This window comes from Haloferax sp. ATCC BAA-644, assembly GCF_000336975.1.
GTDB lineage: Archaea > Halobacteriota > Halobacteria > Halobacteriales > Haloferacaceae > Haloferax > Haloferax volcanii.
Genome location: NZ_AOLF01000003.1, coordinates 16,639 through 35,083 on the forward strand (window position 1 = coordinate 16,639; position 18,445 = coordinate 35,083).

Below are 18,445 nucleotides of genomic sequence, written 5' to 3' on the forward strand. Positions count from 1 at the left end.
AGGGGCTCCGTGATACAGGTCAAGAGTCAAGGGGGGACGTTCCGAACCGCCGGGCACAATGAGTGTCCGCGACGACCGATACGATGTCGCCGTCGTCGGGGTCGGCGGGATGGGGAGTGCGACCGCGTACCACCTCGCCGACCGCGGCCTCGACGTCGTCGGTCTCGAACGCTACGACATCCCTCACTCGCAGGGGTCGTCCCACGGCATCACCCGCATCATCCGCCGCGCGTACTACGAACACCCGTCGTACGTCCCGCTCATCGAGCGGGCGTACGACCTCTGGGACGACCTCGCCGACGAGACCGGCCGCGATATCATCCACCGAACCGGCTCCATCGACGCCGGCCCCGTCGACAACGACGTGTTCGCGGGTTCGAAACGCTCCTGTGAGGAACACGACATCCCGCACGAGGTGCTGACCGGCGCGGAGGTCAACGAACGATTCCCCGGCTACGAACTCCCCGAGGACTACCGCGCGGTCTATCAGGAAGACGGCGGGTTCGTCGTCCCCGAGCAGTCGATTATCGGCTATACCGAAGCGGCACAGGCCCGGGGTGCCGAAATCCGCGCCCGCGAACGGGTCGAAGACTGGGCGGAGACGAACGACGGCGGCGTGCGCGTCCGCACCGACCGCGGTGTGTACGTCGCGGACGCGCTCGTGCTCGCCGCGGGCGCGTGGAACTACAAACTCGCTGACGCGCTCGACGGCCTCGCAATTCCCGAGCGACAGGCGCTCGCGTGGTTCCAACCCGAGTCGCCGGCGACGTTCGCGCCCGAGGAGTTCCCCGTCTGGAACCTCAGCGTCCCCGAGGGCCGGTTCTACGGCTTCCCGGTCCACGACGTGCCGGGGTTCAAGCTCGGCAAGTACCACCACCGCGACGAGGTGGTCGACCCCGACGACTTCGACCGCGAGCCGAACCGCGCCGACGAGGCGATACTCCGTGATGTCACGGAGAAGTACTTCCCGGAGGCCGCGGGGCCGACGATGTCGCTCGCGACGTGCATGTTCACGAACTCGCCGGACGAGCACTTCATCCTCGACACGCTGCCGGACCACCCGCAGGTCGCCGTCGGCGCGGGCTTTTCGGGACACGGCTTCAAGTTCGCCAGCGTCATCGGCGAAATCCTCGCTGACCTCGCCGTCGACGGCGAAAGCGACCTGCCGCTCGACATGTTCTCGCTCGACCGGTTCGAGTGACGACGGGCGGTCGCGCTTGCCGCTCGTCAACCGATTTGACGATATAACTTCCGTAAGTTTTCTTCATTTGCGTATAAATGCCACTATTATCGAAGCCGACTTGTTATGATGTGTAACACCAATGGGTTGGTTGAATCGTGAGGGGTGTGGACTCGTGTCACGGTCGGAGCGGACGCGTCGAATCCGACGCGGGTCGTCTCTCGACGGTGACAGTGGGTGGCCCCAAAGCGGGGACAACGATATGACCGAACACGAATTCATCTGGCGGTCGTCAATGGAGGCTGTATCGAATGGCGAATAGCAACGACTCGACCGGTCGGTCGACGAGCGAGTTACAGGAAGACCTGTTTTATCCCGATATGGAGCGCGAACCCGGTGACAGGAACATCCAGGGGTTGGGGTTCGACATCCATCCCGTCGTCTTCCCGGCCGCGCTCTTGATAATCGGCGTCTTCGTCGCGGCGACGCTCATTCTCGGCGAGCAGGCGGCGAGCGTCTATTCGGGTATCAGGGGCTTTTTCGAGGGGAACTTCGGGTGGTTCTTCCTCCTGTCGGTAAACCTCTTTATCGTGGTCTTGGCGTACTTCGCGCTGAGTAAGTACGGAAAGATAACCCTCGGCGGCGTCGAGGCCGAAACGGAGTTCAGCGACTTCTCGTGGATGGCGATGCTGTTCAGCGCGGGCATGGGTATCGGGCTCATGTTTTACAGCGTCTCGGAGCCGCTGTACTACTTCAGTAACGTCCCCGGCTTCTTCGACGCCGAGGCCGGGTCCGGCGGTGCGGGTATCGCCGCGATGACGCAGACGTTCTTCCATTGGGGGTTCCACCCGTGGGCCATCTACGGCCTCGTCGGCTTGGGACTCGCGTTCTTTTCGTTCAATCGGGGGCTGCCGCTCACGTTCCGGTCGATTTTCTGGCCGCTCCTCGGCGAGCGAATCTACGGCTGGCCGGGCCACCTCATCGACCTCGTGGCGGTGTTCGCGACGCTGTTCGGCCTCGCCACGTCGCTCGGCCTCGGGGTCGCACAGATAAACACCGGGCTGTCGTACATCCTCGGCGGGAGCATGCTCGGCGTCCTGAGCGTTCCGAACAACACCGGGATGCAAATCGCGCTCATCGCCGTGATTACACTCATCGCGACCGCCTCCGTCGCGGCCGGCCTCGAAGGCGGCATCCGGCGTCTGAGCACGGTGAACGTCTTTCTGATGTTCGTGCTGTTGACGTTCGTGCTCGCCGCCGGCGCGACGATGAGCATCTTCGGCGCGTGGGTGCAGGGCCTCGGGAACTACTTCAGCGACTTCCTCTCGCTCGCGTTCTTCACCGGGACGCTCGGCGACGGCGCGTCCACCGTCAACGCCTGGACGGTGTTCTACTGGGCGTGGTGGATTGCTTGGTCGCCGTTCGTCGGGATGTTCGTCGCGCGCATCTCGAAGGGGCGGACGGTCCGCGAGTTCGTCTTCGGCGTGTTCGTCCTGCCGTCGCTGTTCTCGACGGTCTGGCTCTCGGCGTTCGGCGGGAGCGCGCTGTTCAACTCGCTTCAGGGTAACGGCGCGGTCCTCGCGACCTACAACGAGGCCGGCCAGACGGTCGCCATGTTCGCGCTCCTCGAACAGTTCCCGTTCAGCGCCGTTTCGGGGCTGCTCGCCGTGACGCTCATCGTCACGTTCTTCGTGACCTCCTCGGACTCGGGGTCGCTCGTCGTCGACCATCTCACGTCGGGCGGCAAGCACAACGTGCCGCGGACCCAACGCATCTTCTGGGCGGTCATCGAGGGCCTCGTCGCGTCGCTTCTCCTCTACGGCGGGGGCCTCGGCGCGCTCCAGACGGCGGCCATCGCGACGGGGTTCCCGTTCGCCGTCGTCCTCGTCATCATGTGCTACACGGTCTATCTCGGCCTCGACAAGGAGTACGAACTCCTGCAATCCGAGGAGTTCGCTGAGCGAATCGAGGACTTGGCGGACGAGGACATCGACATCGACGTCGGTCGCTCTCGGACGTCAGTCGTGACCAACGTCCGGCAGAACCCCGGTACGACGGACGACTGACCGCGGAGCACCGAACCGATGACTCGACGCTATCGATGAACGCGCTCGCTGTCGTTTCGGCGGCGTTCGCGGTCTTCCTTTTCGTCGTTGCACTGTTCGCGATGACGGTCGGTGAGCTACGGGGCGCGGGTCTCGCGTTCCTGAGCGCCAGTCTCGTCATCTACCTCAGAGAGAAGCACCTCGTCGGCAAGTGACCTCGTCGGCGGACGACTCCGGTCAGTGCGCTCCTCGTCGGCGCACGGCTTTCGTCGCCGCGCGTGTACTCGTCGCTCTCCGACTCTGATTCTCGTCGGACCACGCGACGCACCCGTGGTGAGACCCCTCCCTCGTCACCCCCCGGTATCTATACACCTCAGATAGTGGACCCGGAGAGATATCCGAAGGCCGCAGTCACTACTGTTTGGTACATGAGCACATGGTCTACGTTTCCCGAACGCGCCGGAACGGTCGTCGTCGGGGCCGGCTGTGTCGGTTGTAGCGCGGCGTATCACCTCGCTGAGTCGGGTCGCGAAGACGTCGTCGTCCTCGACCGGGGTCCGCTGTTTGAGACCGGGGGGTCGACCTCTCACGCCCCCGGACTCGTGTTCCAGACGGCCGGGAACAAGCTGATGACGGAGATGGCGTCGTACACGCGCGACCTCTACGACGGGTTCGGCGACTTCCGGACGTGCGGCGGCATCGAAGTCGCCTACACCGAAGACCGCTGGGACTTCCTCAAACGCAAGCGCGAGTGGGGTCAGTCCTACGGCATCGACGAGGGCCAACTCCTCACGCCCGAGGAGGTCGAAGCGCGCGTCCCGCAGATAAACGCCGATGTCATCTACGGCGGCTACTACGTCCCCTCGGACGGAAAGGCCGACGCCGTCAGCGCCGCCGAGTCGATGGCGGAGGAGGCGCGCGAGGCCGGCGTCGAGTTCTACGGCCACACCGAGGTCACGGACATCGACACTACCGACGGCAGCATCGACGCGGTCGACACCGAACACGGCCGAATCGAGGCCGACGAGGTGCTCGTCGCCACGAACATCTGGGGGCCGCTGTTCGGCGAGATGGTCGGCACGGACATCCCGCTCGTTCCCTGCGCGCACCAGTATCTCGTCTCCGACGAACTGGACGAACTCGAAGGCGCAGAGCGCGAAATCGAACAGCCGCTGCTCCGGCATCAGGACCACTCGCTGTACTACCGCCAGCACGGCGAGCGCTACGGCATCGGCTCGTACAACCACGAGTCGCTGCTGGTCGACCCGGCGGATATCTACGGTCCCGACAAGCTCGACGACCTCGGGCTCGAATACCCGTCGCTCCGGGAGTTCACGGAGGAGCACTTCTACGAGAACACCCACCCGGACCACGACCGGTCGGCGTTCGACGCCGCCAGCGAACTCGTCCCCGGCTTCGAGGACTGCGAGTGGACCTCCGCCATCAACGGCATGTTCTCGTTCACGCCCGACGGCATGCCCATCCTCGGGCCGGACGAGGACACCGAGGGACTCTGGTGGGCGCTCGCCGTCTGGGTCACGCAGTCCGGCGGCGCGGGCGACATCGTCGCCAGCTGGATGGAAGACGGGACGCCGCGGCTCGACGGCTCCCGCGTCAACGCCTCCGGCGCGCACGTCTCCCGGTTCCAGTCGCACGCGGGCAGCCGAGAGTACACCTACGGGCGCGGCGCGCAACAGTACCGCGAGGTGTACCAACTCATCCACCCGCGCGAACAGCCGGACGGACAGCGCGCGCTCCGCCGGAGCCCGTTTTACGACCGGCAGGCCGGCCTCGGCGCGGAGTTCTACGACAGCGACGGCTGGGAGGTCCCGCAGTGGTACGAGTCCAACGAGACGCTCCTCGAAACGTACGACGTGCCGGACCGCCCCGACTGGCTCTCGCAGAACTGGTCGAAGGTCCAGGGCGCGGAGCACCAGCACCTCCGCGAGAGGGTCGGCATGGTCGACATGACGACGTTCACGCCCATCGAAGTGTCGGGCCCGGGCGCGCTTGAGTTCCTGCAAGGGCTCCTGACGAACGACATGGATGTCACGCCGGGCCGGATGCGCTACTCCGCGATGCTCAACGAGGACGGCGGCGTGCTCGCCGACCTGACCATCGCCCGCCTCGGCGACGAGCGGTTCGTGCTGTTCACCGGCGGCGGAAGCTCGGCGACGCTCCACTCGCGGTGGGTCGAGGAGCACGCGCCCGACGACGGCTCCGTCGACGTGACCGCACACGTCTCCAGTCGGACCGGCATCGGCGTCTTCGGCCCCGACTCCCGGAAGGTGCTTTCGGACCTCGTCGAGGCCGACCTCTCGAACGACGAGTTCCCGTTCTACTCCGCACAGGAGACCTACCTCGGCAGCATCCCCGTGACGATGCTCCGACTCTCGTACGCCGGCGAACTCGGCTGGGAAATCTACGCCCCGACCGAGTACGGGAGCCAGCTCTGGGACGCGATTCGGGAGGCCGGCGAGGAGTACGACATCGCGCCCGTCGGCTGGGCCGCCCTCGACTCGACGAGCATGGAGAAGGGATTCCGCCTCTGGGGGACGGACCTCACGCCCGAACACAACCCGTACGAGGCCGGCATCGGCTTCGCGGTCGACCTCGACACCGACTTCGTCGGGAAAGCGGCGCTCGTGGAGGACAAAAACGACGACGGCCCGAGCGACCGCATCGTCCCGATAACGCTCGACGGGGAGGAGGCCGTCGTCGACGCGGGCCATCCGGTGTTCGCTGACGGCGACCTCGTCGGCTACTGCTGTCGGGCCGACTACGGCTACACCATCGACGCCGGCATCGCGTACGCGTATCTCCCCGAGGAGTACGCTAACTCCGGGCAGGATGTCGAAATCCGGTACGAGGGTGACGCCCGTCCCGCGACAGTCCGGTCGGGACCGCTTTTCGACCCCGACCGCGACAAGATGATTCGGTGACTGCCGGCTCCCCTCGCATCACCGTCACCATCTTCGCTTCCGCTTCAGCCTCTGCCTCCGCCTCAGTTTATCGGCGCTGTCGAATCGCAGTCGATGATAGTCCGTCGAGGCCGTGCTGAACTCGGCAGATTTGTCGTGAATGGGACTGTCTGAAGAATAACTACCCTACCGCTGTCACTCGTCTTCGACGGCCTTCAGGTCGAGTCGCGGAGCAAACGACTCGTACGTCTCGTCGCTCGAAACGATCGTGTCGCCATCTGATTCGACGAGATGGAGCGCGTCGAAGGGCGTGAACCCGTGGTCTTCGACGTAGGTTGCGGCCGTGAGGACCGTATCAACGTCGCCCCGAACTTCTAACAGCGCGGCGACGTTCGCGACGACCCGCTCCGTGTCCCGCTCTTCTCGGTACGCGACCATGAGGAGTTCGATGAGCGTGAACTGCGACGTCCACAGTTCGTCCCGATGGTCTCGGTAGACCGCCTCTGCGGCGTCGCCAGCCAGTCTTCGCCCTTGATGAGCGCCAGCAGGAAGTCCGTCTCGGCGTACATTCAGCGGCCGGCCTCGTCTATCGCCGCGTTCCGGGCTCCGTGGCGGAGTTCTCCGGCCGTCTTCTCGACGTCCGCGAACTCGGTGCGGAGCGCATCGAGCGGGTCGTCCTCGATTGGTATCAGCTTGATACCGTCGTGCAGTTGGACGATGCGGTAGTGTTCACCGTACCGCTCTCTGACCTTTTGGGGAGCGTGAGGCGTCCGCGACCGTCCAGCGTCGCTTCGGACATACGCCCTCCTACGATGGGTAGACTGATGAGTTTTCCCCATACCTCGATTCACGACCCACTCGGATAGAACCCTCCCGCTCCCGGACGCTCCCGCTGTCGGTGTCACTCGCCTTCTGTCCGGCGCTACGAGTTTCGACGGTTTCGGATTATTCGAATTATTCGGAATCCTCGTCGTCGACGCCGCGCTGTTCGAGGACGCGTTCGACGATTTCTTCGGGGTGTTCGGTCGCCACGGCGAGCGCGGCGTTGTGGAGTTCGCTTTTCGTGACGCCCTTGAGCCCGTGGTCGCGGGTCAGTTCGCGCTCCACGTCGTAGGTGATGATGTCGTCGAACTCGTCGGCGACCGCTTCGAGCACGTACAGCGCCTTGTGGACGGTTTCGTCGAACTCGAAGGCGGGGCGTTCGCGGGGGTCGAGTGGCTCTGCGGACGCGGATTCCGACGCTGACTCGTCGTCCGATTCGACCGCGTCGTCGGTCCCGGCGTCTTCGTCCGCCGGTTCGGGTTCCGGCTCCGGCCCGGAGTCGGTCTCGCCGCTCCCCATCGCGGCGTCGAGGTCACCGAAGGGGTCTTCGCTCATCGGGCCACCTCGCCTTCTTCGACGATTTGCGCGAGTTCGTCGTAGCACGCTAACTGGTCGCAGGTGCTGTCGTAGTCCCGCAGCGGCATGTGCTCGCGAATCGACGCGTCGATGGCCGAGCGGTGCCGAATCCCCGGCTTCGGCAGGTCGTCGTCCCACTCGCCGTTGTCGATGGCCTCGAACACGTCAGGATCGGTGTACGCGAAGTTCGGGAGCTTCGAGGCGATGTTCGGCTTCGAGACGAGCGCCTCCACGAGCCGTCTCGTCGGGCGGTCGTGGTCGATTCGGTCCCGCAGGTCGGTCGGCACGACCGCGAGGATTTCGAGGTCGAAGTGCTCGCGCGCGGGCGTGATGAGTCGCTTGACGGTCTTTTCGAGCCCCGACAGCGCGCCCGACTCGGGGCGCATCGGCAACACGAGGTTCTGCGTGGCGTACAGCGCGTTGTCGTTGAGCTTCCCGCGCGCCGCGGGGCAGTCCACGACGACGTAGTCGTAGTCGTCCCCGAGAAGCGGGTCGATGACGCGCTGTTTGAGCCGCGCCGACCCCATCATCACGCCGCCGAGGTCGGATTCGACCTGCTCGATGCGGTCGTTCGACGGAAGGAGGTCGATTTCGAACCCGGTCTCCAAGATGAGCTCTCGCGGCTCCAACTCGGCGTCGTCGAGGAGCACGTCTCCGAGATGCGCTTCCGAGTAGAACTCTTCTCCGAACCCGAGGCCCGTCGTGGTGTGTCCGTTCGGGTCGAGGTCCACGAGCAGCACGTCGCTTCCCCGGTGTGCGAGCTCGCGGGCGAGGTTGATGGAGGTCGTCGACTTGCCGATACCACCTTTGAGGAGACAGACGCTGACTGCACGTGACATGATGGGGATATCCGTACTATCGAGATTCTCGCCGTAGTTGAAATAATTATGGTTACTCCGGCATTTTGGACAACCCAAATTATCCAAATATTCCAAATAATCTAAACTAGCTATTTTATCGACTCGATTCGTGCTCTCACCTCGACTGGCGGCCCGAATTGTCACCGGCAGTAGCTATTTGGACCCGTTGTGTGCAGGTACGTTCGTGACAGATTGGTTGCCCGGTCGAGGGCTGCGCGCCCCGGAACTCTCGTCGCAGACGGTGACGCTCGCGGTCGCCGCCGCCTTGCTCCTCGCAGTCGTCGGGCTCCACCCCGTCTCCGTCCTTCCGGTCCGGTCGCAGTACGCGCTTTCGGTTTTCGTCGTCGCGCTCCTACTTTGGTTGACCAAACCGGTTCCGTACGCGATTTCGAGTCTGGCCTGCGTCTCCCTGTTGTACGCCCTCGGCGTCGTGGACTCCTTCGAGACCGCGGTGAGCGGTTTCACCTCCTCGCTCGTGTACTTCCTCCTCGTGTTGTTACTCCTCGGCAATGCGGTCCGGTCGGTGGGGTTGGATACCCGGTTAGCGAACCGACTGCTGTCCCCGGACAGCACCCCTCGTGGGGCGTTTCGTTCCATCACCCGGAACGTGCTCGTACTGGCGCTGTTCATGCCGTCCGCGATGGCCCGTGCGGTCGCGTTCATCCCCATCGTCGAGGAGGTGACCGAGGAGTTTGACCTCCCGTCGGGAAGCGGATTCGAGCGCGCGTCGTTCCTCCTCTTGGGTCACATCAACCCCATCGCGTCGATGGCGCTCATGACCGGCGGCGGGATGGCGCTCGTCACCTCGGGCATCCTCGCGACGAGCGTCCGACCGCTCTCGTGGGTCGAGTGGGCCGTCTTGATGGTTCCGCCGACAGTGGTTCTCTACGTACTCGCCGCCGTGGCCGCCGGTCTCTTCAACGCCGTCGATGCCGACTCGACTGTCGACCCCGACAAGCCGGGGATTGCGGACGCATCCTCCGACGGCGAGTTGACTCGCGAGCAGGGATGCGTCGCGGTGGTGATGGCCGGGACCGTCCTCGCGTGGGTCGTCGGGTCGTTCGTCGGCCTCCCCGAGATTCTCCCGGCGGTCGTCGCGGTCACCGTCCTCGCGCTCCCGGGTGTCGAAGTTATCGACGCCGACGACGTCAAGGGACTCAGTTGGGGCGTCCTCTTTCTCATCGGCGCGACGCTGTCGATTCTGGACGCCTTGGAAGCGACGCGAACCATCGCGCTCGTCGTCGACCTCCTCGCGCGGTTCGTCCCGTTCGAGGCGTTCAGCCACTGGCAACTCGTCGGACTGCTCCTCGGGTTCGCGGTCGCCGTCCGCGTGCTCTTTTCGACCGGGTCGGCCGCTATCGTCGTGATTCTCCCCATCGTCCTGCGGTTCGCGGAGACGTTCGGCGTGACGCGGCTCTACCTCGGCCTCGCGGTCCTCCTCGTGGTGGGGTCGACGACGATTCTCCCGTTTAACACGACCGCCGTCCTCGTCTCGCTGGACCGCGGACCGCTGACCAACCGAGACGTGACGCTGTTCGGACTCGTCACGATGGGTCTGTCGCTCGTCGTCGTGACCCTCTCGTGGCTCTTCTACTGGCCGCTCGTCGCCTGAGTCGGTGACCGGCCCACCGCCCATCCGCGCGAATCCATGCTTCGGCGACCGCACCCGTCGCGACAACCACCGGGCTATTTGTAGGTGAACGGTATCTGCCCGGTACGGGTGAGTTCGCATCTTACGTGTTGAGTTTACGACGGCCCCGACCGGCGTCATGTCGAAGATAGACCGCCGCCTGCGAGACGCCCGGAGCATCGAGTTGGACAACGCGTTTTACGTCGAGGACGGGACGTGGATCGAGTCGCTCACGGTCGCCTCGAACGGCCCCTTCGACGTGGAACCGCTCCTCGCCGACATCTCGGGCGTGACCGTCTTCTACGAGGAGGAGATTCCGACCGCCTCGACCGACGTGCAGATACGCCGAGTGACGGTTCTCGCCAACGAGTCGTACCCGTTCATCCTCGGACTGGTGCTCAGACAGGAGACGATTCCGAACCGCATCGTCCTCCAAGACGGCGTCTTCGAGGTCGTCGCCACCGCCCAGGACTGGGACCACTTCAGGGAACTCGCCGACGAGATTCAGGAGACGCTCGGGGAGTTCGAACTCCGCTCCGTGACGCAGGACGAAGCCCCCGGTGAACCGCTCGACAGCGGCCGATTAAAGGAGGTGTTAATCTCCAAGCTGACCGACGACCAGCTCGCGGTTCTGGAGACGGCGTTCAATCACGGCTACTTCCACATTCCGCGAGAGACCTCTGAGACCGAACTCGCCGAGGAACTGGGTATCGCTCAGTCCACGCTGAGCGAACGACTCCGGACCGCGGAGCGAAATCTGCTCGAACTCATCTACGGGCCGCGACAGGAGTAGCTCACTCCGTGTTGGATAATATTGCCGATTCTCACCGATACAGTATATAAAGAGCGATAGATATCGGCTCCTATCGGGATTAGCACCATGGAAGATACCCCATAACAAGCGGTCGCAATGTCGGAGAAAAATCGTGATAGTTCGGGTGTCGAACGTGGAACTGGCCTCACGCGGCGCGACTACGTGGCGGCGACGGCGACCGCCCTCGGCGTGACCGGACTCGCGGGGTGTACCGGTGGCGGCGGCAACGGGAGCGGCGGGAGCGACGGCGGGTCAAGTCTCACCCCCGACGTTCCCTCCGGGACCCCGGAGACGGTCGAGACGAAGTACTGGCGCGAGTGGGAGACCATCGACGCCGACGAACCGCCGCTCGACTACAGCGCGACCGCAGGCGCGGTGTTGGACCCCGTCCCGCTCGAATTTTCGAGCGAGGACGACCCGTGGATGCGGGAACACGCGCTCATGGTCCAGCGCGGGCTTGACGCCCTCGGCGTCGGGACGCAACTCAACGACCGACCGCTGAACCAACTGTACGCCCAGAGTTGGGACACGAAGGGTCTCGAAGCCATCCTCTCGATGAGCACCCACGGTCCGGACCCGCAACGCGGGCTGGACCCGAACCCGCTTTTGATGCGACGGACCGAAGAGAGCCTGTCGAACTACGACAACTACTACCACCCCGACCTGCAGGAGGTGCTGACGGAACAGAGTCGGGCGACCGACCGCCCCGAGCGCGAGGAGCTCGTCGCCGAGGCCCAGCGCATCTTCAGCGAGGACGTGGGCGCGCTCATCACGCTGTTCCCCGATATCATCACCGCGGTCAACACGGAGCGCTGGAGCGGCTACGTCCAGACGCCGGGCAACGGGCCGACGAAGGACTCGTTCGTCTGGTCGGAGGTTAACCTCCAACCTCAGACCGACGACCGGACCTACATCAAGGGCGTGACCACCTCGATGAACTCGCTCAACCTCCCGTGGGCCGCCGGCGGCGCGGAGGCGAAGCGGCTGACGTTCATCTACGACGGCCTCTTCGACGCCACGCCGGACCTCGAAGTCGTCCCCGCGCTGGCGACCGGCGGCGGGTTCGTCGACGACACCACCGTCGAACTCACCCTCCGCGAAGGCGTCGAGTGGCACGACGGCGAACCGTTCACCGCGGAGGACGTGAAGTTCACCGTCGAACTGTACAAGGAACACTCCTCGACCAGCCAGACGCCGTTCTACGAACCGGTCGAGTCGGTCGAGGTGCTCGGCGACCACGAGGTTCGGTTCAACCTGACGGGCCCCGACGCGGCGTTCATGACCCAGCGCGTCGTTCGCAGCGTCATCATCCCCAAGCACAAGTGGGAAGACGTGGAGAACCCGTCCCAGCACAACCCCGAGTCACCCGTCGGTACGGGGCCGTTCACGTACGAAAACTGGGAGCAGGGGACCCGCTTCGAGGTGTCGAGAAACGAGGGCCACTGGATGTTCGACGACGACTGGCGAGCCGACGTGCTCGGCGACCAGGCCACGACCGGCGAGGGCGTCGACCGCGTCATCTGGATAAACGTCGGCAACATCGACTCCATGATCGGCTCATTGCAGGGCGGCGAAATCGACGCTATCGGCACGACGCTCTCGAACTCGCAGGCCGACCGCGCCGCGAGCACCGCCGGCGTCGAGAAGATGACCTCGGGCAACTTCGCGCCGCTCGACACGAAGCTGATGTTCTCCTGTCCGCTCGTTCGCGACAAGGAGTTCCGCGTCGCCCTCGCCAAGTCGGTCGACACCGAGGGCTTCGCTACCGACGTGTTGCAGGACCGCGCGACCGTCCCGAGCGGGGAGAACCCGATTTCGGACCTCACGCCGTGGCACACGTCGGAGACGACGCACTACGAGTTCGATATCGACGGGGCAGAATCGCTCCTCGAACGGGCCGGCTACACGTGGGACGACGGCGGAAACCTCCGATTCCCCAACGGGGACGCGTGGGCCGCCTTCGTCGAGCGCATCCAGCCCGGAAACATGCACAAGCGCCGCGACGAACTCGGACAGGCGGACTTCTCGTGAGGTGACGAGCATGTCGAACACCACCCACTCGCGCCGCCGGGGGGCCCGACTATGAGCGAGTTCCAGCGCTTCCTCGCAAAGCGGCTCGCCATCTCCATCCTGCTCACCCTCGTGGCCGTCTCGGTCATCTTCGTCGTCCTGCGGTTGCTTCCCGGGAGCCCGTTCGAGTCGCTCGTCACCGCGGGCAACCTGAGCCAGCAGCAAATCACCGAGATTCGAGCGATGTACGGCCTCGACCAGCCGATGTGGCGACAGTACCTCAGCTACCTCCAGAGCATCCTGCTGTTCCAGTTCGGCTACTCCATCCTGCGGAGTCAGCCCGTCTGGCAGGTGCTAGCACCGCGGCTCGTCAACACGCTCATCCTGCTCGTCCCCGCGTTAGTGACGACGGCGGTCCTGAGTTCCCTGCTCGGGATGTACGTCGGTTGGAACCGCGGGAGCAAACTGGAGAAGCTCAGCATCATCGCCACGACGTTCCTCCGGTCGACGCCGGTGTTCATCACCGGCATCCTCTTCGTCATCGTCTTCGCCTACAACCTCGAACTGGTGCCCGCCTTCGGCATGCGCTCTATCAGCGCCTCGCCGGAGGGTTACGTCGAGACGTTCGCCTCGCTCGACTTCCTGCACCACTACATCCTGCCGTTTACGGTGTCGGTGCTGTACTACAGCGGCGACTTCCTGCTGTTGGCGCGCAACGGCGTCGTCGAAAAGCGGGGGTCGGAGTTCCTCAAGCTCCACCGCGCGAAGGGGCTCTCGGAGATGCAGCAGCTCGCGCGGGCGGGTCGGAACTCCATGCTGCCGATTCTGACCTACTTCGCGCTGCGTCTCGGGATGATATTCCAGGGGCTCATCCTGCTCGAAGTCGTCTTCGGCTGGCCCGGCATCGGCCGCGAACTCGTGCTCGCCATCCAACAGCAGGACTACCCGCTGGTGCAGGCGGCCGTGTTCATCATGGCGCTCGCGGTCATCGTGGCGAACCTCGTCGCCGACGTGCTGTACGCCTACTTCGACCCGACCGTCTCGACCAGTGGAGGTGGTGCCGCGTGAGCACCGAGACGAAGCCCGAAGCCGAACTGAAAAAGCGCGTCGAGGGGGTCGCGGAGACGCTCCGCGACCAGTTCACGTTCCTGCGGCGCGACCGCCTCGCGTTCGCGGGCGTCGTCATCGTCGCGGCGTTCGTCTTCCTCGGTCTCCTCGGCCCCGCGCTCGCCCCGCACGACCCCATCGAGCACACCGTCCGCGACGACGCCGGGTCGATGCTGCGGCTGTCCGAACCGACCGGCGCGGCCCCGCTCGGCACGACCGCCTACGGCAAAGACGTGCTGAGCCAGTTCCTCGCCGGCGCGCAGCCGACGTTCATCGTCGGACTGTTCGGCGGCATCGGGACCGGCGCGCTCGGCTTCCTCGTGGGGCTCGTCAGCGGGTACTACGGCGGCTGGGTCGACGAGGTCCTCATGCGCCTCACGGACCTCACGTTCTCGCTGCCGTTTACGCCGATGGCGCTGTTGCTCCTGACGTTCGTGACGCCGAGCGTCTGGCTCATGACGGGTATCATCGTCGCGTTCCTCTGGAAGATGCCCGCGCGCGTCGTCCGCTCCGAGGTCCTTTCCGTCAGGGAGCGAACCTTCGTGAAGTCGGCGCGCGCCAGCGGCGCGAGCGACCTGCGGACGATGCTCTACCACGTCGCGCCGAACGTGCTCCCTATCGGCTTTCTCTACACGGCCTACGGCATCGCGTGGGCCATCGCCGCGCAGGCCAGCCTGGCGTTCCTCGGATTCGGCGACCCGACCGTCACGAGTTGGGGCCGGATGCTCCGACAGGTGTTCGAATCGGGCAACATGCGCGTCGCTTGGTGGTGGGTGCTTCCGCCCGCGCTCGGCATCGCGGCCATCACCACCTCGGTGTTCCTCATCGGACGCGCCTACGAAGAAGTCATCAATCCGGAGATTCAGACCGAACAATGAGCCTCCTCGACATCACAGACCTCACGGTCACGTACTCGACCGACAGCGGAACCGTCCACGCCGTCAACGACGTGTCGTTCAGCATCGACGAGGGCGTCAACTACGGCCTCGCCGGCGAATCCGGCTCGGGGAAATCGACGCTCGCCGAGGCGGTTCTCGGCCTCCTCCCGAGCAACGGCTCCGTCGAATCCGGCAGCATCGAATTCCAGGGCCGCGACCTGACCGGCCTCAGCGAGCGCGAGCGCCGCGACGTGCTCTGGGAGGACATCGCCTACATCCCCCAGAGCGCGATGGACTCGCTCGACCCGGTGATGTCCACCGGCGCGCAGATTCGACAGGCGATTCAGACCCACCGGAACGTCACCGACGACAAGGCGCGTTCGCGGGTCCGTGAGCTGTTCGAAATCGTCGGGCTCGACCCCGACCGCATCGACGACTACCCCCACGAGTTCTCCGGGGGGATGCGCCAGCGCGTGACCATCGCGATGGCGCTCGCGCTCGAACCGGACCTCATCATCGCCGACGAGCCGACCACGGGGCTCGACGTCATCGTCCAGGACAAGATCATCGACAAGATTCTGGAGATACAGGACCGGATGGACAGCTCGTTGCTGCTCATCACCCACGAAATCGGCGTCATCGCCGAGACGTGCGACGAGCTTTCGATTCTCTACGGCGGGAAAGCCATGGAGCAGGGAAGCGTCGACAACGTCCTCGTGAACCCCACGAACCCGTACACGATGGGGCTGAAGAACTCCTTCCCGGAGATTGAGGAGGGCGACCAGGACCCCGTCTCGATTCCGGGGTCGCCGCCGAACCTGAGCGAGGAACCCAGCGCCTGTGTCTTCAAGGACCGGTGTCCGTTCGCCACCGAAGAGTGCGAGGCGTCCCATCCGGACCTCGTCGACCTGCCGAACCGCAACCACCGCTCGGCGTGCCACCACGTCACCAAAGCCGCCCAGATGCGGCGTGACGCCACCGACCCGGAGACGTGGGGTATCCCCGACAGCCACGACGAATCGGACCGCGGCGAGGTGCTCCTCGAAACCGACGGCCTCGAGAAGTACTACGAGCAGAGCCAGCCGCTCTTGGAGAAACTCAGGGGCAACGACCCGAACTACGTCCGCGCCGTCGACGGCGTTTCCCTGCGCGTCCGGCGGTCCGAAATCCTCGGCATCGCCGGGGAGTCGGGCTGTGGGAAATCGACGCTCGGCGAGACCATCGCGCTCTTGAAACAACCGACCGGCGGCGAGTTCGTCTTCGACGGCGAGTCCTACGAGCACTACGCGGACGGGAACATGCGAGAATTCCGCCGCAAAGTCCAGATAATCTTCCAGGACCCCTTCGACTCGCTCAACCCGAGACAGACGGTTCGGCAGCTGGTCGGCGAACCGCTCACCATCCACGACTACCGGACCGAAGAGCGCGAACGGGCCGTCGTCGAGACGCTGGAGAAAGTCGGGCTCACGCCCGCGCGGAAGTTCCTCGACCAGTACCCCCACCAGCTATCGGGGGGCCAACGCCAGCGCGTCGCGGTGGCCAAGGCGCTCGTTCTCGACCCCGACTTCCTCATCTGCGACGAGCCGGCGTCGATGCTCGACGTGTCGCTGAAGGTGAACCTGCTGAACCTCCTTCGGGAACTCGCGGACACGGAGGACATCGGCATCGTCTACATCTCTCACGACCTTGCCAGTCTGGTGCAGGTGTCGGACCGGCTCGCGATTATGTACCTCGGGCGGGTCATCGAGGAGGGCGATGTCGAGTCCGTCGCAGCCGAGCCGAAACACCCGTACACCACCTCGCTCCTCGCGGCCGCCCCCGAAAAGGACCCGACGGTCGACCGCGACCGCGTCCTGCTCGACGGCGAGCCTCCGAACCCGGTCGACCTCCCGTCGGGGTGCGTCTTCGCCCCGCGGTGCCCGAAGGCCGAAGACGAGTGCCGGGAGAGCGAACCCGGACTCGACACCGTCCGAAGCGGCGACCACCGCGCCGCGTGCTACTTCCCTGACGGGGAGACCCCCGCCGCGGACGACCCCGCCGACGACCGCTCGGACTCTCAATACGGGGACCCTGAGTTCTCGCCGCCGGCCAGCGGCGATTCGGTGAGCGACTGACGCCGCCCTTCGACTCTCCTCGCTTCGTCTCTTTGGCGACCTCCCGGTAGCGCTGTGTCTCGATTCGGATTCGAGGTCTGGGCACCCGCAGTAGAATTGTGAGAAATAAAAATACTGTCGGGGGATTTTATTGGCTAGTTTCTAATTCATTGGCTAAATTTCTCTGTTTTAGCGGTTTAAAGTGACTATATCTGAATGATTTTTTGTTCTATTGGATATATCTGCTCTTTCATTCGAAATAACTACTCATGGCTGGTGGGAATTGGCTTAAAAGCAGAAATCCGGGGTATATGTGTTTATTTAGGGTCTCATATCTGATCTACTTCGCATATAGTATTGTTCTTGTCCCAATTTACTGTCTCGATTTGGGTTGCGACCGTTCGAAGGCCCCCTTACGCCAACTCCGAGATATCGAACACCGGCTTGCACGTCCCGCCCTCGATGAACGTCTCGAAGGCTTCGTCGGCTTCGAACAGCGAAAACCGGGTGTCGACGAACGTCTCGCAGTCCACGTCGCCGTCGCGAATCAGGCGGAACGAGCGCTCGAAGTCCTCGTACATGGAGGCGTACGAACACTGGAGGTCGATTTCCGCGCGGACGAGCGGGGAGTAGGGCATCGAAGTCTCACCGGTCTGGCCGACGAGGACGATTTGGCCGCCCTTGCGGACCTCGTCGACGGCCGTCGTGAGCCCCGAGGGGTGTCCGGTCGTGTCGAACACCACGTCGTAGCCGACGCCGCCGGTGTGGCGCTCGCGGCGCGCCTCGGTGTCGTCGTCGGCGACGTTGACCGTCTCGAAGCCGAGTTCCTCCGCGAGCGGGAGCCGGTAGTCGGCGTCCTGTCCCACGCCGGAAACGACGACGGTGCCGCCCTGCGCGGCCGCGACTTGGGCCGTGAGCAGACCGATTGGCCCGGGCCCCTCGACCAACACGCGGTCGCCCGCGCCGACCCGGGAGTTCTCGATGACGGCGCGCGCGGCGATGCTCGTCGGCTCCGCGACCGCGGCGTGCTGCTGTTTCACGTCGTCGGGAATCGGGTGGAGGGCGCGCTCCGGGACGGCGATGAACCGCTCGTACGCGCCGTCGTGGTCGACGCCGGTGATGACCGCGTCCTGGCAGACGTTCTCCTCGCCGATGCGACACTGATAACACTCGCCGCAGCCGCGAATCGGTCGTTCGACCACGCGGTCGCCGACGCCGAACTCGGTCACGCCGTCGCCGACTTCGACCACGCGCCCGGCGTACTCGTGGCCGATGACCGTCGGCAGCTCCATCCGCTCGAAGGCGGATTCGAACTCGTAGATACCCGCGTCGCTTCCGCAGAGGCCGGCGTAGTCGACCTCCACGAGCACCTCTCCGGCGCCCGGTTCCGGTTTCTGTCGCTCGACGAACTCCATAGCGCCGGAGCTACGCTCTACTTTGGCAAGTCCTCGCATGAGAGCACATGTGGCACGGGTCGGTAAAAACGTATTGCATGCGGCACTCCCGTCG

At 64.8% G+C, this 18,445-nt stretch carries 13 protein-coding genes and 2 pseudogenes; 10 read left to right on the top strand and 5 right to left on the bottom strand.

Features of this window, described 5'->3' with window-relative positions; translation table 11 throughout:
- The first annotated feature begins 58 nt into the window (after nt 1–58).
- From solA to C458_RS02865, 4 genes are all read left to right on the top strand, one after another.
- Nucleotides 59–1,201 carry an N-methyl-L-tryptophan oxidase gene (gene solA / locus C458_RS02855; RefSeq protein WP_008573034.1) on the top strand — a complete coding sequence of 381 codons (1,143 nt, stop codon included), beginning with the start codon at nt 59–61 and terminating at the stop codon, nt 1,199–1,201.
- A gap of 290 nt (nt 1,202–1,491) precedes the next feature.
- Nucleotides 1,492–3,246, top strand: a complete 1,755-nt coding sequence (locus C458_RS02860; protein WP_008573037.1) for a BCCT family transporter — start codon at nt 1,492–1,494, stop codon at nt 3,244–3,246.
- A 35-nt stretch (nt 3,247–3,281) separates the two neighbouring features.
- On the top strand, nt 3,282–3,440 hold the full coding sequence (locus C458_RS18325; RefSeq protein ID WP_008573039.1) for a hypothetical protein: 159 nt from the start codon (nt 3,282–3,284) through the stop codon (nt 3,438–3,440).
- Nucleotides 3,441–3,653: 213 nt separating this feature from the next.
- Entirely contained in the window at nt 3,654–6,167 is a 2,514-nt protein-coding gene (locus tag C458_RS02865) for an FAD-dependent oxidoreductase (RefSeq protein WP_008573040.1), read from the top strand.
- A gap of 174 nt (nt 6,168–6,341) precedes the next feature.
- On the opposite strand, the pseudogene C458_RS02870 reads toward C458_RS02865, so the two are convergent.
- The 4 genes and pseudogenes from C458_RS02870 to C458_RS02885 all read right to left on the bottom strand — a co-directional run bounded on the left by C458_RS02870 (nt 6,342) and on the right by C458_RS02885 (nt 8,383).
- Nucleotides 6,342–6,715 (bottom strand): annotated as a pseudogene (locus C458_RS02870) (type II toxin-antitoxin system VapC family toxin).
- Nucleotides 6,716–6,945, bottom strand: a pseudogene (locus C458_RS02875) (AbrB/MazE/SpoVT family DNA-binding domain-containing protein).
- Nucleotides 6,946–7,100: 155 nt separating this feature from the next.
- Complete coding sequence (locus C458_RS02880; protein ID WP_008573045.1) at nt 7,101–7,523, bottom strand: hypothetical protein; 423 nt, start codon at nt 7,521–7,523, stop codon at nt 7,101–7,103.
- A complete protein-coding gene (locus C458_RS02885; protein ID WP_008573046.1) occupies nt 7,520–8,383 on the bottom strand; it encodes a ParA family protein in 864 nt (287 codons plus the stop codon). The genes C458_RS02880 and C458_RS02885 overlap by 4 nt, the downstream gene beginning before the upstream one ends.
- A 262-nt stretch (nt 8,384–8,645) precedes the next feature.
- Here C458_RS02885 and C458_RS02890 point away from each other — a divergent pair, with 262 nt between their 5' ends.
- From C458_RS02890 to C458_RS02915, 6 genes are all read left to right on the top strand, one after another.
- Nucleotides 8,646–10,016 carry an SLC13 family permease gene (locus C458_RS02890; RefSeq protein WP_008573049.1) on the top strand — a complete coding sequence of 457 codons (1,371 nt, stop codon included), beginning with the start codon at nt 8,646–8,648 and terminating at the stop codon, nt 10,014–10,016.
- 157 nt (nt 10,017–10,173) lie between these two features.
- Nucleotides 10,174–10,827, top strand: coding sequence for a helix-turn-helix domain-containing protein (locus C458_RS02895; RefSeq protein WP_008573051.1), 654 nt, complete (start codon nt 10,174–10,176; stop codon nt 10,825–10,827).
- A gap of 183 nt (nt 10,828–11,010) precedes the next feature.
- Nucleotides 11,011–12,879 (top strand): ABC transporter substrate-binding protein, encoded by a 1,869-nt coding sequence (locus tag C458_RS02900; protein WP_008573052.1) that lies wholly within the window; start codon nt 11,011–11,013, stop codon nt 12,877–12,879.
- 51 nt (nt 12,880–12,930) lie between these two features.
- Nucleotides 12,931–13,926 (top strand): ABC transporter permease, encoded by a 996-nt coding sequence (locus C458_RS02905; RefSeq protein ID WP_008573054.1) that lies wholly within the window; start codon nt 12,931–12,933, stop codon nt 13,924–13,926.
- Complete coding sequence (locus tag C458_RS02910) at nt 13,923–14,843, top strand: ABC transporter permease (protein ID WP_008573055.1); 921 nt, start codon at nt 13,923–13,925, stop codon at nt 14,841–14,843. The genes C458_RS02905 and C458_RS02910 overlap by 4 nt, the downstream gene beginning before the upstream one ends.
- Entirely contained in the window at nt 14,840–16,957 is a 2,118-nt protein-coding gene (locus C458_RS02915; RefSeq protein ID WP_008573057.1) for an ABC transporter ATP-binding protein, read from the top strand. Before C458_RS02910 ends, C458_RS02915 begins: the two co-directional genes overlap by 4 nt.
- Nucleotides 16,958–17,349: 392 nt before the next feature.
- Here the strand turns inward: C458_RS02915 and C458_RS02920 are convergent, their stop codons facing one another.
- Entirely contained in the window at nt 17,350–18,390 is a 1,041-nt protein-coding gene (locus C458_RS02920) for a zinc-binding dehydrogenase (RefSeq protein ID WP_008573060.1), read from the bottom strand.
- Nucleotides 18,391–18,445: the final 55 nt, after the last annotated feature.